Source organism: Vibrio sp. D401a, from assembly GCF_030248515.1.
Classification (GTDB): Bacteria; Pseudomonadota; Gammaproteobacteria; order Enterobacterales; family Vibrionaceae; genus Vibrio; species Vibrio rotiferianus.
The window spans coordinates 48,246-74,715 of record NZ_JAHGAI010000010.1 but is presented as its reverse complement, the minus strand read 5'-3'; the positions used below and the strand labels follow the sequence as shown (position 1 = coordinate 74,715).

At 45.3% G+C, this 26,470-nt stretch carries 26 protein-coding genes; 22 read left to right on the top strand and 4 right to left on the bottom strand.

Translation table 11 applies throughout. The annotated features are described in order from the left end of the window. Nucleotides 1-203: 203 nt before the first annotated feature. Nucleotides 204-743 carry a DUF3332 domain-containing protein gene (locus KIV41_RS06295; RefSeq protein ID WP_010446291.1) on the top strand — a complete coding sequence of 180 codons (540 nt, stop codon included), beginning with the start codon at nt 204-206 and terminating at the stop codon, nt 741-743. Nucleotides 744-818: 75 nt separating this feature from the next. Here KIV41_RS06295 and KIV41_RS06290 read toward each other — a convergent pair whose 3' ends face one another. After that, complete coding sequence (locus KIV41_RS06290) at nt 819-2,291, bottom strand: aminoacyl-histidine dipeptidase (protein WP_182027013.1); 1,473 nt, start codon at nt 2,289-2,291, stop codon at nt 819-821. A 1,036-nt stretch (nt 2,292-3,327) separates the two neighbouring features. Here KIV41_RS06290 and KIV41_RS06285 point away from each other — a divergent pair. The 14 genes from KIV41_RS06285 (at nt 3,328) to pgpA (ending at nt 16,153) form a co-directional block, all read left to right on the top strand. Beyond that, the gene (locus KIV41_RS06285; protein WP_038886921.1) at nt 3,328-4,617 is read left to right on the top strand and encodes an NCS2 family permease; all 1,290 of its coding nucleotides are present in this window, start codon (nt 3,328-3,330) and stop codon (nt 4,615-4,617) included. Nucleotides 4,618-4,959: 342 nt separating this feature from the next. After that, nucleotides 4,960-5,424: an oxytetracycline resistance phosphoribosyltransferase domain-containing protein Tet(34) gene (tet(34), locus tag KIV41_RS06280; RefSeq protein ID WP_045387330.1), complete on the top strand. Its 465-nt coding sequence runs from the start codon at nt 4,960-4,962 to the stop codon at nt 5,422-5,424. 90 nt (nt 5,425-5,514) lie between these two features. Next, nucleotides 5,515-6,762: an esterase FrsA gene (frsA, locus tag KIV41_RS06275; protein WP_045387333.1), complete on the top strand. Its 1,248-nt coding sequence runs from the start codon at nt 5,515-5,517 to the stop codon at nt 6,760-6,762. Between the two features lie 119 nt (nt 6,763-6,881). Further along, nucleotides 6,882-7,271: a sigma factor-binding protein Crl gene (gene crl, locus KIV41_RS06270; RefSeq protein WP_005447601.1), complete on the top strand. Its 390-nt coding sequence runs from the start codon at nt 6,882-6,884 to the stop codon at nt 7,269-7,271. Between the two features lie 122 nt (nt 7,272-7,393). Further along, the gene (gene proB / locus KIV41_RS06265) at nt 7,394-8,533 is read left to right on the top strand and encodes a glutamate 5-kinase (protein WP_045387337.1); all 1,140 of its coding nucleotides are present in this window, start codon (nt 7,394-7,396) and stop codon (nt 8,531-8,533) included. A gap of 15 nt (nt 8,534-8,548) precedes the next feature. Beyond that, nucleotides 8,549-9,799 carry a glutamate-5-semialdehyde dehydrogenase gene (locus KIV41_RS06260; protein WP_285335917.1) on the top strand — a complete coding sequence of 417 codons (1,251 nt, stop codon included), beginning with the start codon at nt 8,549-8,551 and terminating at the stop codon, nt 9,797-9,799. Nucleotides 9,800-9,926: 127 nt separating this feature from the next. Next, nucleotides 9,927-10,376: a transcriptional regulator NrdR gene (nrdR, locus tag KIV41_RS06255; RefSeq protein WP_010446320.1), complete on the top strand. Its 450-nt coding sequence runs from the start codon at nt 9,927-9,929 to the stop codon at nt 10,374-10,376. A 7-nt stretch (nt 10,377-10,383) separates the two neighbouring features. Next, nucleotides 10,384-11,508 (top strand): bifunctional diaminohydroxyphosphoribosylaminopyrimidine deaminase/5-amino-6-(5-phosphoribosylamino)uracil reductase RibD, encoded by a 1,125-nt coding sequence (gene ribD, locus KIV41_RS06250; RefSeq protein ID WP_285335916.1) that lies wholly within the window; start codon nt 10,384-10,386, stop codon nt 11,506-11,508. Nucleotides 11,509-11,519: 11 nt separating this feature from the next. After that, on the top strand, nt 11,520-12,173 hold the full coding sequence (locus tag KIV41_RS06245; protein WP_285335915.1) for a riboflavin synthase: 654 nt from the start codon (nt 11,520-11,522) through the stop codon (nt 12,171-12,173). A gap of 158 nt (nt 12,174-12,331) precedes the next feature. Next, a complete protein-coding gene (gene ribBA / locus KIV41_RS06240; protein ID WP_285335914.1) occupies nt 12,332-13,441 on the top strand; it encodes a bifunctional 3,4-dihydroxy-2-butanone-4-phosphate synthase/GTP cyclohydrolase II in 1,110 nt (369 codons plus the stop codon). Between the two features lie 169 nt (nt 13,442-13,610). Next, a complete protein-coding gene (ribE, locus tag KIV41_RS06235) occupies nt 13,611-14,081 on the top strand; it encodes a 6,7-dimethyl-8-ribityllumazine synthase (RefSeq protein ID WP_005440184.1) in 471 nt (156 codons plus the stop codon). Beyond that, complete coding sequence (gene nusB, locus KIV41_RS06230) at nt 14,081-14,548, top strand: transcription antitermination factor NusB (protein WP_005440182.1); 468 nt, start codon at nt 14,081-14,083, stop codon at nt 14,546-14,548. The genes ribE and nusB overlap by 1 nt, the downstream gene beginning before the upstream one ends. 78 nt (nt 14,549-14,626) lie before the next feature. Next, nucleotides 14,627-15,592 (top strand): thiamine-phosphate kinase, encoded by a 966-nt coding sequence (gene thiL, locus KIV41_RS06225; RefSeq protein ID WP_010446352.1) that lies wholly within the window; start codon nt 14,627-14,629, stop codon nt 15,590-15,592. Between the two features lie 57 nt (nt 15,593-15,649). Further along, a complete protein-coding gene (gene pgpA / locus KIV41_RS06220; protein ID WP_010446353.1) occupies nt 15,650-16,153 on the top strand; it encodes a phosphatidylglycerophosphatase A in 504 nt (167 codons plus the stop codon). Between the two features lie 91 nt (nt 16,154-16,244). Here the strand turns inward: pgpA and dxs are convergent, their stop codons facing one another. The 3 genes from dxs to xseB are packed head-to-tail and all read right to left on the bottom strand — an operon-like array spanning nt 16,245 to nt 19,279. Beyond that, the gene (gene dxs / locus KIV41_RS06215) at nt 16,245-18,110 is read right to left on the bottom strand and encodes a 1-deoxy-D-xylulose-5-phosphate synthase (protein ID WP_038886015.1); all 1,866 of its coding nucleotides are present in this window, start codon (nt 18,108-18,110) and stop codon (nt 16,245-16,247) included. 20 nt (nt 18,111-18,130) lie between these two features. Continuing rightward, on the bottom strand, nt 18,131-19,015 hold the full coding sequence (gene ispA, locus KIV41_RS06210) for a (2E,6E)-farnesyl diphosphate synthase (RefSeq protein WP_045387357.1): 885 nt from the start codon (nt 19,013-19,015) through the stop codon (nt 18,131-18,133). Nucleotides 19,016-19,036: 21 nt separating this feature from the next. Further along, a complete protein-coding gene (gene xseB, locus KIV41_RS06205; RefSeq protein WP_038886016.1) occupies nt 19,037-19,279 on the bottom strand; it encodes an exodeoxyribonuclease VII small subunit in 243 nt (80 codons plus the stop codon). 260 nt (nt 19,280-19,539) lie between these two features. On the opposite strand from xseB, the gene pomA reads away from it, so the two are divergent. From pomA to rlmM, 7 genes are all read left to right on the top strand, one after another. Next, a complete protein-coding gene (gene pomA / locus KIV41_RS06200) occupies nt 19,540-20,301 on the top strand; it encodes a flagellar motor protein PomA (RefSeq protein ID WP_010446362.1) in 762 nt (253 codons plus the stop codon). A 13-nt stretch (nt 20,302-20,314) separates the two neighbouring features. Further along, on the top strand, nt 20,315-21,265 hold the full coding sequence (locus KIV41_RS06195; protein WP_010446364.1) for a flagellar motor protein MotB: 951 nt from the start codon (nt 20,315-20,317) through the stop codon (nt 21,263-21,265). Nucleotides 21,266-21,476: 211 nt separating this feature from the next. Further along, nucleotides 21,477-22,925: a tRNA uracil 4-sulfurtransferase ThiI gene (gene thiI, locus KIV41_RS06190; RefSeq protein ID WP_045387359.1), complete on the top strand. Its 1,449-nt coding sequence runs from the start codon at nt 21,477-21,479 to the stop codon at nt 22,923-22,925. 519 nt (nt 22,926-23,444) lie between these two features. Continuing rightward, nucleotides 23,445-24,365 carry a transcriptional regulator GcvA gene (locus KIV41_RS06185; RefSeq protein ID WP_010446367.1) on the top strand — a complete coding sequence of 307 codons (921 nt, stop codon included), beginning with the start codon at nt 23,445-23,447 and terminating at the stop codon, nt 24,363-24,365. Further along, nucleotides 24,346-24,969, top strand: coding sequence for an alpha/beta family hydrolase (locus tag KIV41_RS06180; RefSeq protein WP_285335913.1), 624 nt, complete (start codon nt 24,346-24,348; stop codon nt 24,967-24,969). The genes KIV41_RS06185 and KIV41_RS06180 overlap by 20 nt, the downstream gene beginning before the upstream one ends. Further along, on the top strand, nt 24,959-25,357 hold the full coding sequence (locus KIV41_RS06175; protein WP_045387362.1) for a DUF423 domain-containing protein: 399 nt from the start codon (nt 24,959-24,961) through the stop codon (nt 25,355-25,357). Before KIV41_RS06180 ends, KIV41_RS06175 begins: the two co-directional genes overlap by 11 nt. Further along, nucleotides 25,354-26,445, top strand: a complete 1,092-nt coding sequence (rlmM, locus tag KIV41_RS06170; RefSeq protein ID WP_017188443.1) for a 23S rRNA (cytidine(2498)-2'-O)-methyltransferase RlmM — start codon at nt 25,354-25,356, stop codon at nt 26,443-26,445. The genes KIV41_RS06175 and rlmM overlap by 4 nt, the downstream gene beginning before the upstream one ends. Nucleotides 26,446-26,470 lie beyond the last annotated feature (25 nt).

Here is a 26,470-nt window from a genome sequence, read left to right as displayed (position 1 = left end):
AATGTATTCCTTTTGAGGTTGTTTTTGTTTCGAATGAACTGGTTTTGATGCTGCTTTTTGTCATTATATTCACGGTATAAATGGCATTGTTTTAAATTTAATACATCAAATTTATTTGAAAAAAACTGACTTTTACCGGGCCTTTTTATCCGCTAATATCCCCGCCGAATTTTTGACCTAATACCATTTAACTAGAGGTTTTGATGAAAAAGGCGATTGCTAAAATTGGCGCACTAACTGCTGTTGCAGTTTCTCTTTCTGGCTGTGTAGGTAGTAACGCAGTAACGGGTTACGTGATGGGCTTTAACTTAAAAGCAGTAGATAACCGTTACGCTCGTGGTGGCCTAAACATGCTAATGGCGCCAGTTTACGGTGTTGCTATTGCGGCTGACTACATCGTGTTCAACTCACTAGAGTTCTGGACTGGTAAAAACCCACTAAACGGTAAACCACACATCTTTGATACCAAGATGGATACTTACATCGACGTAAACCACCAGCTAGACAAGTCTCTAACGACAGCGCCGATTGGTCCTCTAACAAACAACCGTGTTATCGAACAAGGCCAAATGCAGCAGCTTGACGAAAACACAGTTCAAATGGACATCACTTACAACAATGGTGAAAAAGCAACGCTAATGGGTGTTCGTGAAGGCGATTTCGTTACTTACTACATCGATGGTGAAGTGGTTGCTAAGACTTCTATGGATGAGCTAGCAGCCTACGCGCAAACTCGTGCATAATTTGCGAAGCGCTGATAATAAAAAGCTCGCAATAAAAAAGGGTGCCTCGGCACCCTTTTTCGTATCTGACTTGGATTACGCTTTTTCTGGAATCGCTTCCAGAAGTGCGACCATTTGATCCCAGAACAGTTGAACGGTATCAATCTTCACTTTCTCATCTGGAGAGTGAGGGAACTTGATGGTTGGACCGAAAGAAACCATATCCATGTTCGGGTAAGGTTCTTTGAACAGACCACATTCAAGACCTGCGTGAATAACCATGATGTTTGGTTTGTGACCGTAAATGCCTTCGTACATATCACGGAAGATAGCCATGATTTCAGAATCCGCATCTGGTTTCCAACCTGGGTAAGCACCAGAGAATTCGATTTGCGCATTCGCAAGTTCAGCGACTGACTCAAGCATACCTTCAACTTGACTACGACCAGAATCGATCAGTGAGCGAATTAGGCATAGAACCGTTACTTTGTTCTCTTCAGTTGTGATAACGCCAACGTTAAGAGACGTCTCAACTACGCCTTCAACTTCATCACTCATGCGCATCACGCCGTTTGGACAAGCGTTCAATGCTGCGATGAAACGTTGTTGGTCTGCAATTGCAAACACTTGTGCATCTGTTGACACTTCTTCATTGAAAGTCACGATGTCGGTTTCAACTTTACCAAGCTCAGTTTTTAGTAACTCAGTGTAGTAGTTGAACAGTTCTGCCAGCTTATCTTGATTCTCTGCTGGTAGAGCAACGGTAACGAAGGCTTCACGAGGGATCGCATTACGTAGACTACCACCACGGAACTCAACAAGACGAAGATCCAACTCTTGTGCGTGACCTGCTAGGAAACGGCCTACAAGCTTGTTCGCGTTGCCGCGGCCAGTGTGGATGTCACAACCAGAGTGACCACCTTTTAGGCCTTTCAGCGTTAGCTGACGAGTCACAAAACCTGCTGGGATTGCATCACGAGTAATGTCGAATGTCATTGCGCCGTCGATACCGCCAGCACAACCCATGTAAACTTCGCCTTCTTGCTCTGAATCCGTGTTTAGAAGGATGTCGCCTTCTAGCCAACCTTGCTCAAGACCAAATGCGCCAGTCATGCCTGCTTCTTCATCAATTGTCAGAAGCACTTCGATAGGGCCGTGTTTGATTTCTGTAGAGGCTAAAACCGCAAGGCAAGATGCCATGCCGATACCGTTGTCAGCGCCAAGTGTTGTACCTTTTGCTGTTACCCATTCACCATCAATGTATGGTTGGATTGGATCTTTAGTGAAGTCGTGGTCAGTGTCTTCGTTCTTTTGCGGCACCATATCGATGTGCGCTTGAAGAACGACGCCTTTTTTGTTTTCCATGCCTGGCGTTGCTGGTTTTTTTATGAACACGTTGCCAGTTGGATCGCGGCGTACGTCAAAACCTTGCTCTGTCGCCCAGCTTACGATGTATTGCGCTAGAGCTTCTTCATGCTTTGAAGGGTGAGGAATTGAACAAATCTTATCGAAAAACTGCCAAAGTGGAGCAGGTGATAAGGTACTGATTTCAGAATGGAATTCAGACACGGAAGACTCCTTTTGATGTGCTTTGCCAAATTTAAACCGTAAATATATTGAGTGTTTAGCAATAAATGCTAACTGGTCTTGGCTTTTGGAATTGGCACCAAGCATACCACCAGATGAGAGAGGCGAGTAGTCAAGGGAGAAAGGAAATCACTATGAGCTGTCACAGATTCTGAACAGAGCAAAATACACCTATGCAATAAGGTTTATTTGATTGTAAGTATCTTAAATTTTTAATTCACAAAACTGTAATTAACTTACAGTTTTTGTTTGATGGAGATCAATTTAAATGAAAAGTGTGAGTTTAATCACTTTTATGCTTGTAATTAAATTTCTTGGTGGTATATTTGTAACCAGCTTCTGAGAGAAGAATGAAATGCTCAAAGGATGAGTCCGTTTTATCGCCTCCAAGGAACCGAGAAATCAACCAAATTTGACAGTATTAATTGATTTAGAAGGTGATATTTATGAAAGGTTTACCAAGTGCAATGTTCTGGAACAGCAAATCTGTTTACACCGGTAACTTTGTATACCCAACAAGCTTTGGTTACTAATTGAAGCCAACGCATGTGACTCGAACAAGTTTGTTCACCCCTATAAATTGGAATTTTTTTTCAGTGCATAGTGCTGACATGATTCACCGCCACTCAAATTGAGTGGCGTTTTTTTATCTGCTTTTCCTATCCTCGGCTATTTTATCGCCACCAAGCTTCCATTCTGGTATTGCTTATCTCACTTGTTTCGTTTTCAGACGAATTATTTGGGTATTGAGTGCCCGAAACCATGATTTTGCGTTTGAAAGTTTACAACATTGTTCAGTTTGCACTCATTGCATTTGACTGAACGTGAGCTTCTTAGTTCTTGTTTCGTAAGACCTAAAGCTTTTCTCTCTTGGAGGTGTTAGCGAATAGGTTTCATATCCGAAGAAAAAAATCCTATTAGAGTGAAAATTCTATCTGGAATTTGTTATTTGATAACTTTATAATCCGAGCCAATCGATTACGCAACCGTTTACTTTTTACCTTTACAGGATTCGATCATGCTCGAAAGGCTCTTTAAACTTAGTGAAAATGGCACCAATGTGCGCACTGAGATCATCGCAGGTGTTACAACCTTCCTAACCATGGCTTACATTATCTTTGTAAACCCAGCAATCCTTGCTGATACCGGTATGGATCGTGGTGCCGTTTTTGTTGCGACGTGTCTTGCGGCGGCTATTGGCTGTTTCATCATGGGCTTAGTAGCAAACTACCCAATCGCTCAGGCCCCTGGTATGGGTCTAAACGCGTTCTTCACATATTCAGTTGTGTTGGGCATGGGGTACACTTGGCAAGTGGCGCTAGCAGCAGTGTTCGTGTCCGGTTTGCTATTTATTTTACTGAGTATTTTCAAGATTCGTGAATGGATCATTAACTCTATTCCACTTTCTCTCCGCACTGGTATCTCTGCGGGTATCGGTCTTTTCCTTGCTTTCATCGCGCTGAAAAATGCAGGTATCGTAGTAGATAACCCAGCAACGCTAGTTTCAATGGGTAACATCACGTCACTACCGTCTGTGCTTGCGGCGATTGGTTTCTTCATGACGATTGCATTGGTTCACCGTGGTGTTAAAGGTGCGGTCATGATCGCTATCCTAGGTGTGACGATTCTTGGTCTTATCTTTGGTGACGTTCAGTGGGGCGGCATCATGTCGACTCCACCAAGCATTGCACCAACCTTCATGCAGCTAGACTTCTCTGGTCTATTCGAAGTGGGCATGATCTCAGTTGTCTTTGCTTTCCTATTCGTTGACTTGTTTGATACGGCAGGCACGCTAGTTGGCGTTTCGCAAAAAGCAGGTTTGACGGACGAAAACGGTAACATTCCTCGCCTAAACAAAGCGCTACTTGCGGACTCAACTGCAACGTCAGTGGGTGCGCTACTAGGTACATCAAACACGACTTCATACATCGAGAGTGTTTCTGGTGTGGCTGCTGGTGGCCGTACAGGTCTCACGGCTGTGGTTGTTGGTGTATTGTTCCTTCTAGCTCTATTGTTCTCGCCACTAGCGGGTATGATTCCAGCTTACGCAACGTCTGGTGCGCTATTCTACGTAGCAATCCTTATGCTTTCTGGCCTTGTTGGCATCGACTGGCGTGACCTAACAGAAGCGGCTCCAGTTGTAGTAACGTGTTTGGTAATGCCTTTGACTTTCTCTATTGCTGAAGGTATCACGCTTGGTTTCATTGCTTACGCTGCGATCAAACTGTTCAGTGGTAAAGGACGTGAAGTATCAATGAGTGTATGGGTTATGTCCGCTATCTTCATTGCGAAGTACATCCTAGGCTAACTCTGACGATTAAAAGAAAAGCCAGTGTGGGCATACGTTCACACTGGCTTTTTGTTTGTGGGCTTTTACTGGAGGGGAATTTCTCCTTGTTTATGGAGCATTTCTTCTCGAGTTCATTCCCTTCTTTATTTTGCAGTGTTCACTGAATTCGATTTTTCTGCGTAATAGACGGAGAATTTTGATATCAGCGTTGGTATTAATCATGGGTTTCGGTAGAATAATCGTTTGCGTAGCTTGAAACCCCCATTTCCTCTGGTGTGGGAAATCTAGATTGATGAGTCCATTTCAGCGCTATCAGCTAGGTCACGGGGATGCATATTTTGAAATTATTAGGTTATTACAATGAGTAAAAAATTCATTATCACTTGGGATGCGATGCAGTCTTACTGCCGTGAACTGGCTGAGAAACAAATGCCAGCTGAGCAATGGAAAGGTATTTGGGCGGTAAGCCGTGGTGGCTTGGTGCCTGGTGCTATCTTGGCTCGTGAGCTAGGTATTCGCTACGTAGATACAATTTGTATCTCAAGCTACGACCACGATCATCAACGTGACATGACAGTGCTTAAAGCACCAGAAGGTGACGGTGAAGGTTACCTAATCATTGAAGACCTAGTAGATAGCGGTGATACAGCGCGTAAACTTCGTGAAATGTACCCGAAAGCGAAACTGATTGCTGTATGTGCTAAGCCTTCTGGTAAAGAGCTACTTGATGACTACGTAGTAGACATCGCACAAGACACTTGGATCGAGCAACCTTGGGATATGTCTATCCAGTTTGCTGAGCCAGTAAATCGCAAGCAAAAATAAGTTTGCACTAAGAATATTGAGAAATGCCCCTTTATAGGGGCATTTTTTTTATTATTATTACGCTATTGCAACCAGCCTAGAGTTCTTCCTATGTCAGAAGACGTCAGTAAAAACCTCTCCGAAACTTTGTTTGTCAAACACAAACAAGCGAAAGAAACCTCTGCACTTACTCAATACATGCCGACCAGTCAAAAGATTCTTGATGAGCGAGAAGAGCATGAAGATCGTGCTTGGTATCGTCATTTGAGGCGTATTCAGTGGGCGTGGCAGGGCTTATCTCCTATCGAAATGGAAGGGGTACTTTCTAAAATCGCGTCATCGAATCATTCTCGTACCGAAGATAAATGGCTTGATACGGTCATGGGTTACCACGGTGGTAACTGGACGTTTGAGTGGATTAAGTTAGGCATGGAGCATCAACGTCGCGCGAATGAAATGAAGGGGGAGGAAGCGGCTGATGAGCTGTTTACGGCTTCATTGTGTTTTAGCATTGCAGGCTACCCACATTTAAAGAATGATAACTTAGCCATTCAAGCACAGGTATTGGCGAACAAAGCGTATTCAGAAGGCTCAGAAAAAACTAAATACGTGATCAAGCAGATCGAAGTGCCTTACCAAAAACGCAAGATCATCGCGAACCTGCATCTTCCTCGCACAGATAAACAATTACCAGTTGTAATGGTTAGTGCTGGTTTGGACAGCTTGCAAACGGATATGTGGCGTTTGTTCAGAAACCACTTAGCTCCCAAAGACATTGCGATGGTGACTATTGATATGCCGTCAGTCGGTCATAGTTCACATTGGCCGCTGACCGAAAACTCCAGTTGCCTTCATCAAGCGGTTTTGAATGAACTGTATTCTCTGCCTTGGGTTGATCACCACAAGGTTGGATTGATTGGTTTCCGCTTTGGCGGTAATGCCATGATTCGTCTTTCGTTTGTTGAGCAAGAAAAGATTAAAGCTTGTGTGGCTTTGGGTGCACCAGTGCATGATCTGTTTACGTCTCCTAAAAAGTTGCAGCAAATGCCGAAGATGTACCTCGACCTATTAGCGTCTCGCCTTGGCAAGAGTGCTGTTGATATCAATAGCATGGCCGGACAGATGATGGCATGGTCACTCAAGGTACAAGGTTTCCTAAGTAGCCGTAAAACGAAGGTGCCAATTTTAGCATTGAGTCTCGAAGGGGACCCAGTTTCACCGCACAGTGATAACCAGTTGGTAGCACTGTTTAGCCAGTACGGACAAGCCAAGAAAATCAGTTCCAAGACAATTACAAAAGGTTATGAGCAATCCCTCGATTTAGCCATAAAGTGGTTGGAGGACGAATTATTAAGATGACAAATCTCCTAATTTAGTTAAGAGTGATATATGTGAGCAAAAAATAAGCTCATGATAATTAAAAAATAATAATCATTCTTGGATAGCTAAATATCCTTACTATGGAAACGGAGATTCTTATGTCAGAGACGACACAAGGACCGACTCACTTTCGCTTGATGTCAAAGTTGAAGGCGATAGGTCCGTACCTGCGCGAACCACAATCACAAGAAGGGCACTACTATTTTGACTGTCTATCTGTCTGTGTAGATGACAAAAAGTCACCTGAGAAACGTGAATTTTGGGGCTGGTGGATGGACTTGGAGTCCATCGAAGGTGGCTTTACGGCAAAATACCATATTGGTAAATACAACAAAGAAGGGGAATGGACCTCAGAACCATTACCAAATAAGGTAGTAGAAGAAGTGTACTTGACACAAAGTACCTTCCATCAAAAGCTTATTGATACAGTAGCTGAGCATTTCAAACTGGAAGTGGAATATCACACCGAATCGTTTGATTTCGCCTAATTTGGCTGTTTTCTTCCCTGATAAGACAAAAAGGTGCGTTTTCGCACCTTTTCTGCTTGTTAAATCCCCATTTGATTGCTAAAACATCCACTCTTTATTTGTTTTTCATTTCAGAAGACATCATGACAACGAATCAACAGAATGCAGTTGTTTCACAACCACAGACCGTCGTTGTGAAACTGGGTACAAGTGTGCTGACAGGCGGCACTTTGGCGTTAGACCGTGCTCATATGGTAGAGCTGGCTCGTCAATGTGCTGAGCTTAAAAAACAAGGCCATTCAGTAGTAATGGTTTCGTCTGGTGCGATTGCAGCAGGCCGTGAGCATCTTGGATACCCCGCACTGCCCAACGCGATGGCGAGCAAACAGTTGCTTGCAGCCGTTGGTCAAAGCCGCTTGATTCAAACATGGGAGTCTTTGTTTGGCATTTATGGCATCAAAATTGGTCAGATGTTGTTAACTCGTGCTGACTTGGATGATCGTGAGCGTTTCCTAAACGCACGTGACACCATCAATGCTCTGGTTGTAAACGACATTATTCCGATCGTGAACGAAAACGACGCAGTTGCGACAAACGAAATCAAGGTTGGTGACAACGATAACTTGTCTGCTTTGGTGGGGATTTTGTGTGGTGCAGACAAATTACTGCTCCTGACTGACCAAAAGGGCTTGTTTACCGCAGACCCACGTAAAGATCCGAATGCTGAGCTGATCAAAGAAGTGAAAACGATTGATGACACTTTGCGTAAAATTGCAGGTGGTAGTGGCACCACGCTAGGTACAGGCGGTATGGCAACCAAACTTCAAGCGGCAGATATTGCTCGTCGTGCAGGTATTGAGGTCATTATCGCTGCGGGTAGTGCGCCAAATGTTATCTTCGATTCATTGAGTTCGGAGCCACAAGGTACACGTTTCTTACCTTGTTCAGAAGCACTAGAAAACCGTAAACGTTGGATCTTAGCTGGTCCTGCGGCATCGGGTGACATCATTATCGATGATGGTGCAGTGAACGCCGTTGTGGGTAAGGGCAGCAGCCTACTTGCAAAAGGAGTGGTCAAAGTCAGTGGTGATTTTGCTCGTGGTGAAGTTGCACGTGTGACAAACGCACAGGGTAAATTGGTTGCTCGTGGTATTAGCGCCTACTCAAGTGAAGACCTAGCGAAAATTGCCGGTAAGCACAGTAAAGACATCATCTCTATTTTGGGTCATGACTACGGCTCAGAAGTGATTCATCGCGATGATCTTGTCGTCATTCAAGAATAGATTGAGGGAAGCAAAGTGGATTTAACGAATATGGGTAAAGCTGCCAAAGATGCAGCTTTCGAATTGGCGACAGCGTCAACCGCACAAAAAAACCAAGCACTAGCGATCATCGCTGATGAGCTAGAAGCAAATGCAGCAACCATTTTGGCTGCAAATGCAAAAGACACAGAACTCGGCCGTGAAGCGGGTCTAACCGATGCGCTACTAGACCGTCTTCTACTTAACGAAGAGCGTTTGACGGGCATTGCTAATGACGTTCGTAACGTGATCAGCTTAAACGATCCTGTGGGCAGCGAAATTGACAGCAAAGTGCTAGAAAACGGCATGTCTCTGTCTCGTCGTCGCGTACCACTAGGTGTGGTCGGTGTGATTTACGAAGCGCGTCCGAACGTAACCATCGATATCGCAGCACTGTGTCTAAAAACAGGCAATGCAAGCATCCTACGTGGTGGTAAAGAGACGTTCTTCTCTAACATGGAGTTGGTGAAAGTTATCCAATCAGCCCTGGCGAAAGCGAACTTGCCAGCAGCTTCTGTACAATACATTGAAAAGCCAGACCGTGAGTTGGTTTCTCAACTGCTTAAGCTTGATGATTACGTTGATATGATCATTCCGCGCGGTGGGGCTGGTCTGCACAAAATGTGTAAAGAGAACAGCACCATTCCAGTGATCATTGGTGGTTTTGGTATCAGCCATATCTTCGTTGATGAATCTGCGGATTTAGAGAAATCTCTGAACGTAGTTGAAAACTCGAAAGTTCAACGCCCATCTGCATGTAACTCGCTAGATACTTTGCTAGTCCACGAAAAAGTGGCAGAGCAATTCTTATCGATGATTGTTGAGCGCATGAATGACAAAGTAACCTTCGTTGCAGAACCAAAAGCAAAAGCGCTAATGACACAAGCGAAACAAATTCGTGATGCGGGTGAAGGTGATTTTGATACGGAATGGCTAAGCTACACGCTTGGCGTGAAAGTGGTTGCCGACGTGAAAGAAGCGATTGACCACATGCGCGTTCATAACGCGAGCCACTCTGATGCGATCATGACCAATAGCTTGGTGAACTCTGAATTGTTCATCAATTCTGTCGGCTCTGCAGCGGTTTACGTAAACGCAGCAACGCGCTTTACTGACGGTGCTCAGTTTGGTCTTGGTGCAGAAGTTGCGGTATCCACTCAGAAACTGCACGCACGTGGCCCAATGGGTTTGGAAGAGCTAACCAGCTACAAATGGGTTGGTAAAGCAAACTACCTAGCACGTAGTTAACAGAAACCGTCTGATATTGATTGAAAAAGGGGCAGGAATGCCCCTTTTTGTTTTCTCTAACATAGCAATTCCGCTACACTAGTCTTGCTTTTGGGACGACCCCAATCGCACGCTATTTGGAGGTGATATGCATTGTCCTTTTTGTTCCGAGAACGATACAAAAGTAATTGATTCCCGCTTAGTCGCTGACGGCCATCAGGTTCGTCGTCGTCGCCAGTGTCTTGCATGTAGCGAGCGTTTTACTACGTTTGAAACTGCGGAGTTGGTGATGCCTAAAGTAATTAAGTCTAACGGCAACCGCGAACCGTTTGATGAAGATAAAATGGTCGGTGGTATTCAACGCGCTTTAGAAAAACGCCCAGTAAGCGCTGACGCTATCGAGCTTGCTATCAGCATGATTAAGTCACAATTGCGTGCTACTGGCGAACGTGAAGTACCAAGTGAAATGATTGGTAATTTGGTTATGGATCAATTGAAAGAGCTGGATAAAGTCGCTTATATCCGTTTCGCGTCGGTTTACCGCAGCTTTGAAGATATCCGGGAATTCGGCGAAGAAATTGCTCGCCTAGAAGACTGATTGAATCATGGCTCAACAATCTCTCTCTTCAGAATTGACCCCTCTAGATTTCGAAATGATGTCGCGTGCGCTCAAGTTGGCGAAACGCGGCATTTACACCACAGCACCTAACCCCAACGTCGGTTGCGTTATTGTCCGTGACGGTGAGATAGTTGGCGAAGGTCATCATCACCGAGCGGGTGAACCTCATGCTGAAGTTCATGCAATGCGTATGGCGGGTGATAAAGCCGAAGGTGCAACGGCTTATGTGACGTTGGAGCCTTGCTCTCATTATGGTCGCACACCGCCTTGCGCTGAAGGGTTAATCAAAGCCAAAGTGGCTCGTGTTGTCTGTGCGATGGAAGACCCAAACCCAAAAGTAGCAGGCCGTGGTTTTCAAATGCTGCGTGATGCTGGGGTAGAAGTTCAAGTCGGCTTGCTAGAAAGCGAAGCCATTGATCTGAACAAAGGGTTTATCAAGTTCATGCAAACGGGCATGCCTTATGTTCAGTTGAAGATGGCTGCCAGCCTCGATGGGCAAAGTGCACTTAATAATGGCCAAAGCCAATGGATCACCTCCCCAAAGGCTCGCCAAGATGTGCAGCGTTATCGCGCATTAAGTGGTGGGATTCTCTCAACCAGCAAAACCGTGATTGATGACAATTCGTCATTGAACGTACGTTGGGATGACCTGCCGTGCAGCGTACAAACTCAATATTCACAAGATGAAGTCCGTCAGCCACCTCGTGTGATTTTGGATCGCCAGTCTCAACTTAACGATGATCTAAAACTATTCAATACTGATGGTGAGCGTATTATTGTCAGCCAAGGTGGCGATATGGCACCTGAACTGGATGAAAACGGCCAAATTGACTTAGCCACGACATTAAAAGCTGTGGCGAGCGAATATCATATCAATCACTTGTGGGTAGAAGCAGGAGCAACGCTCGCGAGTTCGTTAATCAAAGCTAACCTTGTAGATGAGCTAATTGTTTACCTCGCGCCTAAATTGATGGGCAGTGATGGACGAGGTTTGATTGGTGCACTTGGTTTAACTGAGATGGCACAAGTTATCGATTTAACTATTACTGACGTTCGAATGGTCGGGGTGGATATCCGCATTACCGCAACCGTCAAACGCAACCAAAGCTAGAAAGAAGCATTATGTTTACAGGAATTGTAGAAGCAGTTGGCAAACTCACTGCCATTACGCCAAAAGGCGAAGACATTACCGTAACGGTAGAAGTAGGCAAGTTGGATATGTCTGACGTTAAGTTAGGCGATAGTATCGCGACCAATGGTGTGTGCTTGACGGTCGTTGATTTTGGCAGCAACTACTACAGCGCTGACTTGTCTTTGGAAACGCTGAACAAAACTGGTTTTGCCGCGTACCAAGTCGGTGACAAAGTGAACCTAGAAAAAGCCATGCTGCCAACCACCCGTTTTGGTGGGCACATTGTGTCTGGTCACGTCGATGGCGTGGGTGTGATTGTCGAGCGTAACCAAGTGGGTCGTGCCATTGAGTTTTGGGTCGAGATTCCTGCGGAGATCGGTAAGTACGTGGCAGAAAAAGGCTCTATCACAGTTGATGGCATTAGTCTGACTGTAAACGATCTACGTAAGAATGGCTTTAAATTGACAATTGTTCCTCATACCAGTGAAGAAACCACGATTGATCAGTTCCAAGTGGGACGCAAAGTGAACCTAGAAGTGGACGTATTGGCTCGCTACATGGAACGCTTACTGCAAGGTCAAAAAGAAGAGTCGCAAGAATCACGCATTACGATGGAATTCTTACAACAGAATGGTTTTGCCTAAGCGAAACCGACCATAATCACAGAACGTTATCAGGTTAATTGACTTAATAAAGGTTGGCTTCAAACTGCTTTGCTGACTAAGCCAGTAGACGTAACTAAACGAAACGTTAAATGCATTGCTGCTGCAATAATGAATTTTTGAATAACGGGAAACAGAATATGCCTATCAGCACGCCTCAAGAAATTATTGATGACATCCGCGCGGGCAAAATGGTCATCCTGATGGATGATGAAGACCGCGAGAATGAAGGTGATTTGATCATGGCTGCCGAGCACATTACGCCGGAAGCCATCAACTTTATGGCTACGCATGGTCGTGGCTTGATCTGTCTAACCATGACAAAAACACGTTGTGAAAATCTTGGACTGCCACCAATGGTGCAAGACAACAACGCGCAATACACCACCAACTTTACCGTTTCTATTGAAGCCGCTGAAGGTGTAACAACTGGTATTTCAGCTGCTGACCGTGCTCGCACTGTGCAAGCTGCAGTGGCGTCAAATGCGAAAGCGGCTGACTTAGTACAACCAGGTCATATCTTCCCTCTTGCAGCACAAGATGGTGGTGTTCTAACTCGCGCTGGTCATACTGAAGCTGGTTGCGATTTGGCTCGCCTGGCTGGTCTTGAACCTGCGTCAGTTATTGTTGAGATTTTAAACGACGATGGCACGATGGCTCGTCGTCCAGATCTTGAAGTGTTTGCTGAAAAGCACGGTTTGAAACTTGGTACCATTGCGGATCTTATTGAGTACCGCAACCACACTGAAACAACCATTGAGCGCGTTGCTGAGTGTGCACTACCAACCGAGTTCGGTGAATTCACGCTTGTGACGTACAAAGACACCATTGATAACCAAGTGCACTATGCAATGTGCAAAGGTGACCTTAGTTCTGAAGCGCCATTAGTTCGTGTGCACCTACAAGATGTATTTACTGATGTGCTTCGTAGTGACCGTAACGCAGAACGCAGCTGGACACTTGAGAAAGCGATGAAGCGTATCGGTGAAGAGGGTGGCGTGCTGGTTGTTCTTGGCAACGAAGAGTCAACGGACCTGCTTATTCATCGCGTTAAGATGTTCGAAGCGCAAGATAAAGGTGAAGCACCGACGCTTGCGAAGAAACAAGGCACGTCTCGTCGTGTTGGTGTTGGCTCGCAAATTCTTGCTGACTTAGGTGTGCATGATATGCGCCTACTTTCTTCGACCAACAAAAAGTACCACGCACTGGGTGGTTTTGGCCTGAACGTTGTTGAGTACGTCTGCGAATAACAACTGACCGACAAGTTCCTAGTCTTGCGTGTACTTATCATCGTTATGGCTAGGAACTCGTGACTGGTATCCAATTTCCATTAGATATTGCTCACAAAATTGTGCTAGAATCCGGCGATTCTCACTTGATGAACAATTTTCACTTAAAAATAGAGTTAAAGGAAAGCTTATGAAAGTGATCGAGGGTGGCTTCCCAGCGCCAAATGCAAAAATTGCTATCGTTATTTCTCGTTTCAACAGTTTTATTAACGAAAGCCTACTATCTGGTGCGATCGATACACTAAAGCGTCACGGACAAGTAAGCGAAGACAACATTACAGTAGTTCGTTGTCCTGGTGCCGTAGAACTGCCTTTGGTAGCTCAACGTGTTGCTAAGACTGGTAAATACGATGCTATCGTATCACTAGGTACAGTAATTCGTGGTGGCACACCACACTTTGACTATGTTTGTAGTGAATGTAACAAGGGTCTTGCACAAGTTTCTCTGGAATACAGCCTTCCAGTAGCATTTGGCGTACTGACTGTTGATACTATCGATCAAGCGATTGAACGCGCAGGGACCAAGGCTGGTAATAAAGGTGCAGAGGCTGCACTAAGCGCACTTGAAATGATTAACGTACTATCTGAAATTGATTCCTAATGGGGGCCAGTGTGAAACCAGCCGCACGTCGTAACGCACGTCAATTCGCTCTACAAGCGATCTACTCATGGCAAATTACTAAAGACAATGTTGCCACGATCGAAGAACAGTTTTTGTCCGGCGACAAATACGATGAAGAAGAACTTCACGCATCTGAGCCTGCACTAGCTGCTCCTGAAACAGACGTAGCTTACTTCCGTGAACTACTAAGCGGTGTTGTACTTAGCCACTCTGAGCTAGATAGCAAAATCCGTCCATACGTGTCACGTCCAATGCAAGACCTAGACATGATGGAACTTGCTCTTCTTCGCCTTGCTATGTACGAGATGACTCGTCGCGAAGATGTTCCTTACAAAGTGGTAATCAACGAAGCGATTGAACTTGCAAAAGTATTCGCAGCAGAAGACAGCCACAAGTTTGTGAATGGTGTGCTAGATAAAGCGGCACCGCACGTACGTAAGAAATAACAATTTCTTCAATAAAAAGGTCAGCAGATGCTGACCTTTTTTGTATCAATAGCTTTTACATCAAAAAGTAAGTGAATAATGTCTGGTGAATTCAATCTGATCGACAAGTACTTCGTTGGGCGTCAAAGCCAACGCAAAGACGTACACCTAGCGGCGGGTGACGACTGTGCGTTAGTGAAAGCGCCAGATAACGTACAAATTGCCATTAGTACCGATACATTGGTGGCTGGAACCCACTTCCTTGCGGATGCTAATCCTGCATGGGTAGCACATAAGGCGCTGGCATCGAATATTAGCGATCTCGCTGCAATGGGCGCAACGCCTGCGTGGGTAAGCTTCGCGTTAACCATGCCTGAGCCGGATGAAGCTTGGCTTGCTCCTTTCTGTGATGCATTTTTCGAGCTAGCGGATTACTTTGGTATTCAGCTAATTGGTGGTGATACGACAAAAGGTCCACTGAGTTTGACACTGACAGTACAAGGTTTTGTTCCAGAAGGCAGGGCGTTGACTCGTTCCGGAGCGAAAGTCGGTGACTGGGTGTATGTGACGGGGGACCTTGGTGATGCAAAAGCAGGGCTTGATGTGATTTTGGATGGCTCATTACGCTCACGCATTGCAGCGCAGCAGCTTGAGAAAGCACATTATCTTAGTACACCTCGTGTATTAGCAGGGCAAGCATTGGTCGGTTTAGCTTCGGCCGCGATTGATATCTCCGACGGTTTAATTTCTGATATCAAACACATTCTCAAACGTTCCGACGTTGGTGTGAGTTTAGATGTCTCCCAATTACCAATTTCTTCTGAGTTGGTTCAATTTTTAGATGATAAGGTCAGCGCTCAGCAGTATGCTTTATCAAGTGGTGAAGAGTATGAATTGTGCTTTACTGTGCCTGAGCAAAATAATGGCTCGTTGCAAAGCGCATTGTCTCATGCTGGTTGTAAAGTCACTTGCATAGGTCAGATTCGACCAAAAGGCACGTTTGAGCTGCACGATGACAATCAACCTCTTGATTGGGATCTGACTGGCTTTGACCACTTTAAATGATATGAGCTAGGCATTAGCCTAAGATTGAAACCAAACTCGCAGTATAGGTTTAAGGAAATGACCAACCCTCTCTCTCTGATTTCATTAAAGAACCCGTGGCATCTTTTGGCGACAGGTTTTGGTAGCGGTTTATCACCTGTAGTGCCAGGCACAATGGGCACGCTTGCTTCAATTCCGCTGTTTCTGCTTTTGGCACAACTGCCTTTCCCACTTTATGTGGTTGCGGTGTTATTCTCTTGTGTGATTGGCATTAAGATTTGCCAAGTGACATCAGATGACATGGGCGTTCATGACCATGGTTCTATTGTATGGGATGAGTTTGCGGGCTTTTGGATCACCATGAGCCTAGTACCAGCACTGAATATTCCTGTGACGGAATGGAAGTGGCTACTGACAGGTTTTATCTTGTTCCGCTTCTTTGACATGGTAAAACCATGGCCAATCGGTTGGTTGGATAAACGTGTTCACGGCGGCTTAGGTATCATGATTGATGATATCGTGGCGGGTATTATGGCGGGTATCGCGCTGTTTTTAGTGGCGAAATACGCAGGTTGGATGTAATACCTATCCTTAAGGTTTAGAATCGACAGATAAACAAAAGGGATGCCACATGGCATCCCTTTTTGGCTTCGTTGTAGGGTCTTACGTTCGCTTATTTGGCTAAGTAATCGTTGATCGACTTCTCGATGCCTTTTGCATCTAAGCCAAGCTCTTCATGTAGCTCGTCTTGTGTGCCTTGAGGAACGAAGCGATCTGGCAAGCCAAGGTTGAGTACAGGCTTGATGATCTTATCTTGCATCATAAACTCAATCACACCCGCACCCGCACCACCTGCAATCGCATTTTCTTCTAGCGTAACCAGAACATCGTGCTCTGCAGCAAGCTGACGAATCAACGTTTCATCAAGTGGCTTAACAAAGCGCATGTCTGCTACTGTCGCGTCTAGGTTTTCAGCTGCTTCTAGCGCGTTACCTAGGAAGGTGCCGAAGCTTAGAATTGCCACTTTCTCGCCTTTACGAACCACACGACCTTTACCGATTTCAAGCGCAGTAAATTCTTGTTCAATGTCTGTGCCCATGCCGCTACCGCGTGGGTAACGAACCGCACTTGGGCCTGTGTGCTTATGACCCGTGTACAGCATTTGACGACATTCGTTTTCGTCACTCGGCGCCATGATCACCATATTCGGGATACAACGCATAAAGCTAAGGTCGAACGCACCTTGGTGAGTTTGACCATCTGCACCAACCAGACCAGCACGGTCTATAGCGAACATCACTGGTAAGTCCATGATCGCAACGTCGTGAATCAGTTGATCATAACCGCGCTGTAGGAAGGTCGAGTAGATTGCCACGATCGGATGATCACCCGCAATTGCCATACCCGTTGCAAGTGTTACGGCATGCTGCTCTGCGATTGCTACGTCAAAGTATTGCTCTGGGTACTCTTTTGAAAAGCGAACCATGCCAGAGCCTTCACGCATCGCTGGTGTAATCGCCATTAGCTTAGGATCTTGCGCGGCCATATCACATAGGAAATCACCAAAGATCTTAGAGAAGGTCGGCTTGCCGCCGCTGCTCTTCGGCAAACTGTTATGTGATGGGTCGAACTTTGGTACACCGTGGTAGCCGATAGGATCTTTTTCTGCAGGTTCATAACCTTTACCTTTTTTGGTCATGATGTGCAGAAATTGTGGTCCTTTCAGTTCACGCATGTTTTTCAATGTTTTGACTAGCTCATTTACATCGTGACCATCAATAGGGCCGATGTAGTTAAAGCCTAGCTCTTCGAATAACGTGCCAGGAACAACCATGCCTTTTAGGTGCTCTTCTGTGCGACGAACCAACTCTTTAATTGGTGGAACGCCAGACAACACTTTCTTACCACCTTCTCGGATAGAGGTGTACAAGCTGCCTGAAAGCACTTTAGCAAGGTGGTTGTTCAATGCGCCTACGTTTTCTGAAATAGACATTTCGTTATCGTTCAGAATGACCAGCATATCGGGGTGAACGTCACCAGCGTGGTTCATGGCTTCAAATGCCATGCCTGCCGTGATTGCACCATCACCAATAACGCTAACAATTTTGCGGCCCTTTCCTTCTTTTTCAGCGCTGATAGCCATACCTAGGCCGGCACTGATAGAAGTGGATGAATGGCCAACAGATAGCGTGTCGTACTCGCTCTCTTCGCGCCATGGGAACGGGTGTAGTCCGTCTTTTTGACGGATGGTAGGCATTTGGTCACGACGGCCGGTCAGGATCTTATGCGGGTAAGCCTGGTGGCCTACGTCCCAGATCAACTGATCAACAGGTGTGTTGTATACATAATGTAGAGCTACGGTTAGCTCTACTGTGCCTAAGCCAGACGCTAGGTGTCCGCTAGACTGACTCACTGAATTTAGCAGATACGTGCGTAGTTCATCGCACAAAGCTGGCAATGTTTCTTTCGGAAGGAGTCGTAGCTCTTCCGGTGTATTTGCTAACGCCAGTGTTGGGTACTTTGAAATATCAAGAGTCATATAAATGCGCGCTTATTGTGTTAGTTCTTGCGCTCGATGACATATCGGGCGAACTCTTCGAGTAACTGAGTATTGTATGGGATTGCTTCTAATGCTTGAAGTGCTTCCTGTAACAGAGTGTGAGCTTTCTCCATTGCTCCCTCTAAACCCAGTAGAGACGGGTAAGTGCTTTTGTTCAGCTCTTGGTCTGAACCTTGCGGTTTCCCTAGTGTTTCTGTATCACTAATGATATCAAGAATATCGTCTTGAACTTGAAACGCCAAACCAACAGCTTGAGAGTAGCGCTCTAAGTGTGGCAAGACTTCCAGACCTTTTTCACCTGCTGCTAGCGCACCAAGTTTGACGGCACAATTAATCAGAGCGCCAGTTTTATTCCGGTGTATCTCTTCTAGCTCAGCGAGTGTGACTTGACGATTCTCTGCTCCAAGATCAAGCGCTTGGCCAACACACATGCCATTTGCGCCGGATGCTTGAGCTAAAGATTGCACCATTTTTATACGCTGGCTTTCTGCATTTGGATTCAGCTGGCCTTCTGCAATGATAGTAAAAGCTAAGGTTTGCAGCGCGTCACCTGTAAGAATTGCCGTTGCTTCATCAAATTTTATATGACAAGTTGGCTGACCGCGACGCAGTTCATCATCATCCATCGCTGGCAAATCATCATGGATAAGAGAGTAGGCGTGAATACATTCAATTGCCGATGCAGGCGTGTCGAGGTCTTGTAGTTGGCAGCCCAGCATTTGGCCTGTGATATAAACAAGGAAAGGACGAACACGTTTACCACCAAGGAGTAAGCCGTACTTCATCGCTTGAATCAATGGCTGCTGTTGGTGAGGCATTTGCTCAAGCCATTGATTGAGTTGTTGATTATTTCGTTGTTGATAAGACGTCAATGTCTCTTGCATCACATTGCTCACTACTGATTATTATTCTGACTCAGGGTTGAAGTCACTTAGTGGTGCTTCATCGTCTTCGCTAAGAAGAATGCTCACGCGTTGTTCGGCGTCACTCAGCTTCGTTTGGCCAGCACGCGCCAGAGCAATGCCTCGTTCAAATTTGCGTAAGGCATCATCTAAGGCAAGATCGCCATTTTCTAGTTGATCAACCAAGCCATCTAGCTCTTCAATGGTTGCTTCAAAGGTCATGTTTTCTGGTTTCTTGACCGCCATCTTTTATCTGCCTTAATCAAGCCTCTAATGAATGCACGCAAGTTACCTTAGCCTACTAACTTGGTCAAATTTAACCTTATATAATTGTCACAAAATTGGCTTGAGTAGACTCTGATGAGACAATCTTGATCATATAAATCGGGAATGAACGATCATTTTGTGATGTGTTAACCAAGATTCCGCTAAAAAAACTGTTCTAAGTGTCGATACAAGTAATAATCTGCTCAAGTGGCATAGTTGGATAGCATGAGGAGTGCTTTGTGGATTTAGCAACCCTAATAGGTTTGATAGGTGGATTTGCCTTCGTAATCATGGCGATGGTATTGGGTGGCAGTATCGGCATGTTCGTCGACGTCACTTCAATCTTAATCGTAGTAGGCGGTTCTGCTTTCGTAGTGTTGATGAAGTTCACATTGGGGCAATTTTTTGGAGCGGCTAAAATTGCAGGTAAAGCCTTCATGTTTAAAGCGGACGAGCCAGAAGATTTAATCGCCAAGATTGTTGAAATGGCAGATGCAGCTCGTAAAGGTGGTTTCCTAGCGCTCGAAGAAATGGAAATAGATAACAGCTTTATGCAAAAAGGCATCGATTTGTTGGTTGATGGCCATGATGCAGAAGTCGTAAGGGCGGCACTACAGAAAGATATCGCATTAACCGATGAGCGCCATACTCAAGGTACTGGTGTTTTTCGTGCGTTTGGTGACGTTGCTCCTGCGATGGGTATGATTGGTACACTAGTTGGTCTGGTTGCCATGCTTTCGAACATGGATGACCCAAAAGCGATTGGCCCTGCGATGGCGGTAGCACTTTTGACTACCCTATACGGTGCGGTGTTATCAAACATGGTTTTCTTCCCAATTGCTGACAAGCTTTCTCTGCGCCGTGATCAAGAGACATTAAACCGCCGCCTAATTATGGACGGAGTGTTGGCGATTCAAGATGGTCAAAACCCACGAGTCATCGATAGTTATCTGAAGAACTACCTGAATGAAGGTAAACGTGTTCTTGAGATTGACGAGTAATTAGGGGGCTGTGATGGATGAAGATCAAAAATGTGACTGTCCGCCACCCGGTCTCCCGCTGTGGATGGGTACCTTCGCTGACCTGATGTCACTATTAATGTGTTTCTTCGTACTTCTACTTTCGTTCTCGGAAATGGATGTTCTGAAGTTCAAGCAGATCGCAGGTTCGATGAAGTTTGCCTTTGGTGTTCAGAACCAACTTGAGGTGAAGGATATTCCCAAAGGTACCAGTATTATCGCGCAAGAATTTAGACCAGGTCGCCCTGAGCCAACGCCAATTGATGTCATCATGCAACAGACCATGGACATCACACAGCAGACGCTAGAATTCCACGAAGGGGAATCGGATCGTGCGGGTGGAACTAAGCGTGACCAAGGTAAACTTACAGGTGGTCAATCGCCAGACACCTCAACACAAACGAATCAATCTTCAGAAGCTGAAATGCAGCAACAACAGCAGCAATCAGAAGCGAAATCTCAAGAGATGGAAACCTTGATGGAAAGCATCAAGAAAGCGCTGGAACGAGAGATTGAACAAGGCGCAATTGAAGTCGAGAACCTTGGTCAGCAAATTGTGATTCGTATCCGAGAGAAAGGGGCATTTCCAGAAGGTTCCGCATTCCTACAACCTAAGTTTAGGCCTTTGGTACGACAAGTCGCAGAACTAGTCAAAGATGTTCCCGGTATTGTTCGTATTTCAGGACATACTGACAATCAAAGGTTGGACTCTGAGCTGTACCGCTCAAATTGGGATCTATCATCACAGCGAGCGGTGTCTGTTGCCCAAGAAATGGAAAAGGTGAGAGGTTTCTCACATCAACGCTTACGCGTTAGAGGGATGGCGGATACAGAGCCAGTCGCTCCGAACGATACTGATGCCAATCGTGCACTTAACCGCCGTGTTGAAATCAGCATCATGCAGGGTGAACCTCTTTACAGTGATGAAGTGCCTGTTGTGAACTAATGCTCTTCACTCTCTATTGAAGAAAAGCGAGCTGATAGCTCGCTTTTTTTGTTTTTCCAATCCGCTTGGGTGTATAATCTTGCGCCCTTAAAGTGAGCTCATACTCTTTAAACTGACCGATAAGAGAATTCCATACGTACTTTTATATGGTTGTACAGTTATGGTGAGTGTCACTCATTGTTGATTGCGAAACTAACCTGCGAATTAGACTATGAAATTTATTGTAAAGCCCCATCCAGAAATTTTTGTAAAAAGTGAATCTGTGCGTAAGCGCTTCACAAAGATTTTAGAGTGCAACATTCGTAACATCGTTAAGAGCCGTACGGAATCTGTCGCGGTATTCAACCGTCGTGATCACATTGAAGTGACCTCTGAGAGTGACGAGTTTCACGCTGAAGTTTTAGAAATCCTGACACACACGCCAGGTATTCACCACATTCTTGAAGTAAAACAAACCGAATTCAAAGACTTGCACGATATCTACGAGCAAGTGTTGGAGCTAAGCGGTTCACTGATCGAAGGCAAGACTTTCGTTGTGCGCGCTAAGCGCCGTGGTAAGCACGATTTTACTTCTATTGAACTAGAGCGTTATGTCGGTGGCGGTCTTAACCAAGCGGTAGAAAGCGCTCGAGTTAAGCTAAGCAAGCCAGACGTAACCATCAACGTTGAAGTGACCAACGACAAGCTAAATCAAGTACTGGCTCGCCATAAAGGTCTAGGTGGTTTCCCACTAGGTACGCAAGAAGACGTATTAAGCCTGATCTCTGGTGGCTTCGATTCTGGTGTTTCTAGCTACTTGCACATTAAACGTGGTTCAAAAGTACATTACTGCTTCTTTAACCTAGGCGGCCCAGCACATGAAATCGGCGTTAAGCAGGTTTCACACTACCTATGGAACAAATACGGTTCTTCGGCGAAAGTACGTTTCATCTCAGTTGATTTCGAGCCTGTAGTTGCTGAAATCCTTGAGAAAGTCGACGATGGCCAAATGGGCGTGATCCTGAAGCGTATGTTTATGCGCGCAGCGGGTATGGTCGCTCAAAGAATGAAGATCGAAGCATTGGTAACTGGTGAAGCGCTAGGTCAGGTATCTAGCCAAACACTGACGAACCTACGCCACATCGATAACGTAACAGACACACTGATTCTTCGTCCGCTTATCAACTGGGATAAAGAAGACATTATCAACCTAGCGCGTGAAATCGGCACAGAAGACTTCGCGAAGACGATGCCAGAATACTGTGGTGTTATCTCTAAGAAGCCGACAGTGAAAGCGGTGAAAGGCAAGCTAGAAGCTGAAGAAGAGAAATTTGATTTCAGCATTCTTGAGAAAGTGGTTCAAGAAGCTCGCATGATGGACATCCGTGACATCGCGAAAGAGTCAGAACAAGCTGCTCCAGAAGTTGAGCAAGTACAAGCAGTAGAAGAGCACGCAATCGTACTGGATATTCGTAGCCCTGAAGAGGAAGACGACAACCCATTAGAAATCGATGGCGTTGATGTTAAGCACATCCCATTCTACAAGTTAGGTACGCAGTTTGGTGATTTAGACCAAACTAAGACATACCTACTGTACTGTGACCGTGGTGTGATGAGCCGCCTGCAAGCACTTTACTTGCAAGAGCAAGGCTTCAACAATGTGAAGGTTTACCGACCATAACCGTGTTGTAACGCAGACAATCACAAAAGCGCAAATTGAGAAATCAGTTTGCGCTTTTTTCGTTTTAGCACGCGCAAAAAATGGCTTTATGAAGTGATAATATTGAGCTTAATCGCACGCTTCGTAATTTGTACTGATATAACGATAATTAATCCGAAGTGAGGATGAAAGAGTGATATTACTGCCAGTTTTTGAAGAAGATGGCGATGAGATATTTAGATAAAAAAACACCGCCTAAGAAGGCGGTGTAAGAAATTTGACAGACAGGTCAAAATAAATACAGGAAGTATATGTTTTGTCACAGGGAGTTGTACACAAAACATCATGGTAGAAATCTACCTAACTCGAAATACGAGTTTGCAAACACAACATCGCAACAGCAAGCCAATTGATTCTAAAAAGAATCAAGCCGTTCAGGCTCGCGTTGCGGGATGAAATATAGAATTTATCTGGCTGTTCGACAACGGACATTTTATAATGTTTCAGATAAAAAAAACTAATCCTACTTGAGGTCCCATAATGTCTCGCAGATTGCCTCCGTTGAATTCACTTCGCGTTTTTGAAGCGGCTGCTCGCCATCTTAGTTTTACCCGTGCAGCTGAAGAGCTATTTGTTACACAAGCGGCTGTAAGTCACCAGATCAAAGCCCTTGAAGAATTCCTATCTTTAAAGCTTTTCCGTCGTCGTAATCGCTCATTGTTGCTCACGGAAGAGGGGCAAAGCTACTTCCTAGACATTAAAGATATCTTCACTTCGATTGCTGAAGCGACAGATAAGGTATTGGAACGTAGCGAAAAAGGTGCACTGACCATCAGCTTACCACCAAGTTTTGCTATCCAATGGTTGGTGCCTCGGTTAGCGGATTTTAATGCCCAAGAACCGGACATTGATGTACGCATTAAAGCGGTCGATATGGATGAAGGTTCACTGACTGATGATGTTGACGTTGCTATCTATTATGGTCGTGGGAACTGGCCAGGTTTACGTGCTGATAAACTCTACCAAGAGTTTTTGATCCCACTTTGTTCACCTTCATTACTTTTAGGTAACAAACCATTAGAATCTCTAAGTGACCTTAAATTACATACCTTGTTACATGATACTTCTCGTAAAGATTGGAAGCAGTTTGCTCGCCAACAAAATATCGAAGGCATCAATGTGAATCATGGTCCAATTTTCAGCCACTCGACCATGGTGCTTCAAGCGGCTGCACACGGGCAAGGGGTCGCTCTAGGAAACAACGTACTAGCCAAACCTGAAATGGAAGCGGGACGCTTAATTGCGCCATTTGACGAAGTATTGGTGTCGAAGAATGCCTTCTACGTGGTGTGCCACGAACAGCAAGCGGATATGGGACGTATCGCAACGTTTAGAGACTGGATGTTGGCAACCGCGAGAAAAGAACAAGAGGAAGTATTGGATGAGTCATTGGATAGCTGAGGGGCCTGAAAACGGACCACTGTTTATTTTTGCTCACGGCGCAGGAGCTGGCATGGAACACGATTTTATGACTGCCGTCGCTAAGGGATTAGTTGAGCAGGGCATACGCGTGGTGCGTTTTAATTTCCCTTACATGGTTAAGCGAGCTGAAGACGGCAAGAAGCGTCCGCCTGATCGTGCACCAAAGCTTCTTGAAGCCTATGAAGAAGTGATCACTCACTTTACTTTTCAGCCAATCGTGATTGGTGGTAAGTCGATGGGCGGACGCATGTCGAGCTTGTTAGCAGATAATGAGCTGGTGGCGGGTATTGCCTGTTTAGGTTTTCCTTTTCATCCTCCTGGTAAGCCAGAGAAATACAAAGGTGAACACCTCGCGAGCATTGAAAAGCCAACTCTAATCCTACAAGGCGAGCGCGATACTTTCGGTAAGCGCGAAGAGTTCGATAGCTTTGCGTTGTCAGAGCAAGTGAAAGTGAGCTTTTTGCCAGATGGTGACCATAGCTTTAAGCCTCGTAAGAGCTCAGGCTATACAGAAGCCAGTAATATTGCATTGACGGTAGATCAGTTAGCGAGATTTGTTAAAGAGGTGTACGGTGAAAAGTAAGTGGTTACTCTCCTTTACTGGCATTTCTGGCTTAACATCAGTGGCGCTAGGTGCATTTGCTGCGCATGGTTTGAAGGCAAAGTTATCGCCTTATTTACTCGGCGTCTTTGAAACCGGCGTTTTGTACCAGTTCATCCATACTTTGGCTATTGCATTTTGTTCGATTTTGCTGTTGCTCAATTTGGGACAAAAAGCACAAAAGTATTTTTTCATTGCCGCGATTTGCTTTATCATCGGCATCTTTTGTTTTAGCGGCAGTCTTTACGCGCTGGCGCTGACGGGCATTAAATGGTTTGGACCAATCACTCCGATGGGAGGATTGTTGTTCATGATCGGCTGGTGTCTGTTCTTTTTTGCTGCGTTTAATATCAAAGAGGTCTCCAAGTGAAACAACTAATGCTCTATTGCCGTTCTGGCTTTGAGAAAGAGTGTGCTGGTGAAATTCAGGACAAAGCGACACAGTTGGAAGTGTACGGCTTCCCTCGTGTGAAGAAAAACTCAGGTTATGTTGTCTTCGAGTGTTACCAAGATGGAGACGCAGACAAGCTAGCAAAAGGCTTAGACTTTAGCGCTCTGATTTTCGCTCGCCAAATGTTTGCTGTTGCGGCTGAGTTTGAAGCGCTACCAAGCGATGACCGTATCAGCCCTATTTTGGCAGAACTGTCTGAAATCGAAGCATTCCCACGTTGTGGCGATCTGCGTATTGAAACCCCAGACACTAACGAAGCGAAAGAGCTATTGAAGTTCTGCCGTAAGTTTACAGTACCAATGCGTCAAGCAATGCGTGGTAAAGGTCTGATGTGGAATAAAGACAACGCGAAGAAGCCTGTGCTGCACATTTGTTTTGTCGCGCCGGGTCATTGTTACGTGGGTTACTCTTACCCGGGCAACAACTCGCAGTTCTTTATGGGCATTCCTCGCCTTAAGTTCCCTGCGGACGCGCCAAGCCGTTCTACGCTGAAATTGGAAGAAGCATTCCACGTCTTTATTCCTCGTGAGGAGTGGGATGAGCGTTTGGCTCCTGGCATGTGGGGTGTTGACCTAGGTGCATGTCCGGGAGGTTGGACTTACCAATTGGTGAAACGTTCGATGTTCGTTCACTGTGTCGATAACGGCATGATGGCGGATAGTCTAATGGAAACCGGTCAAATTAAGCACCACATGGTGGATGGCTTTAAGTTCGAACCAGACCGCAAGAATGTAACTTGGATTGTGTGTGACATGGTTGAGAAGCCAGCACGTGTGGCTCATCTAATGGGTCAGTGGCTGCTAAAAGGTTGGGCGAAAGAAGCGATTTTCAACCTTAAGCTTCCAATGAAAGGTCGTTACGATGAAGTGCTGCAAGATCTTGAAAACCTAAAAATGTTCCTGATTGAGAACAAGGTGAAGTTCAAGCTGCAAGCTAAGCACTTGTACCATGATCGCGAAGAGATCACGATTCACATTCAGTGTCTGTCTAATATCTCACCACACTAAGCTAAAGTTTTTATGTGGTAGAACA

Coding starts and splice junctions, on each gene's coding strand:
- KIV41_RS06295 (WP_010446291.1), top strand. CDS start 204: ATGAAAAAGGCGATTGCTAAAATTGGCGCACTAACTGCTGTTGCAGTT.
- KIV41_RS06285 (WP_038886921.1), top strand. CDS start 3,328: ATGCTCGAAAGGCTCTTTAAACTTAGTGAAAATGGCACCAATGTGCGC.
- frsA (WP_045387333.1), top strand. CDS start 5,515: ATGTCAGAAGACGTCAGTAAAAACCTCTCCGAAACTTTGTTTGTCAAA.
- crl (WP_005447601.1), top strand. CDS start 6,882: ATGTCAGAGACGACACAAGGACCGACTCACTTTCGCTTGATGTCAAAG.
- proB (WP_045387337.1), top strand. CDS start 7,394: ATGACAACGAATCAACAGAATGCAGTTGTTTCACAACCACAGACCGTC.
- nrdR (WP_010446320.1), top strand. CDS start 9,927: ATGCATTGTCCTTTTTGTTCCGAGAACGATACAAAAGTAATTGATTCC.
- ribD (WP_285335916.1), top strand. CDS start 10,384: ATGGCTCAACAATCTCTCTCTTCAGAATTGACCCCTCTAGATTTCGAA.
- KIV41_RS06245 (WP_285335915.1), top strand. CDS start 11,520: ATGTTTACAGGAATTGTAGAAGCAGTTGGCAAACTCACTGCCATTACG.
- ribBA (WP_285335914.1), top strand. CDS start 12,332: ATGCCTATCAGCACGCCTCAAGAAATTATTGATGACATCCGCGCGGGC.
- ribE (WP_005440184.1), top strand. CDS start 13,611: ATGAAAGTGATCGAGGGTGGCTTCCCAGCGCCAAATGCAAAAATTGCT.
- nusB (WP_005440182.1), top strand. CDS start 14,081: ATGGGGGCCAGTGTGAAACCAGCCGCACGTCGTAACGCACGTCAATTC.
- thiL (WP_010446352.1), top strand. CDS start 14,627: ATGTCTGGTGAATTCAATCTGATCGACAAGTACTTCGTTGGGCGTCAA.
- pgpA (WP_010446353.1), top strand. CDS start 15,650: ATGACCAACCCTCTCTCTCTGATTTCATTAAAGAACCCGTGGCATCTT.
- dxs (WP_038886015.1), bottom strand. CDS start 18,110: ATGACTCTTGATATTTCAAAGTACCCAACACTGGCGTTAGCAAATACA.
- ispA (WP_045387357.1), bottom strand. CDS start 19,015: ATGCAAGAGACATTGACGTCTTATCAACAACGAAATAATCAACAACTC.
- xseB (WP_038886016.1), bottom strand. CDS start 19,279: ATGGCGGTCAAGAAACCAGAAAACATGACCTTTGAAGCAACCATTGAA.
- KIV41_RS06195 (WP_010446364.1), top strand. CDS start 20,315: ATGGATGAAGATCAAAAATGTGACTGTCCGCCACCCGGTCTCCCGCTG.
- thiI (WP_045387359.1), top strand. CDS start 21,477: ATGAAATTTATTGTAAAGCCCCATCCAGAAATTTTTGTAAAAAGTGAA.
- KIV41_RS06185 (WP_010446367.1), top strand. CDS start 23,445: ATGTCTCGCAGATTGCCTCCGTTGAATTCACTTCGCGTTTTTGAAGCG.
- KIV41_RS06180 (WP_285335913.1), top strand. CDS start 24,346: ATGAGTCATTGGATAGCTGAGGGGCCTGAAAACGGACCACTGTTTATT.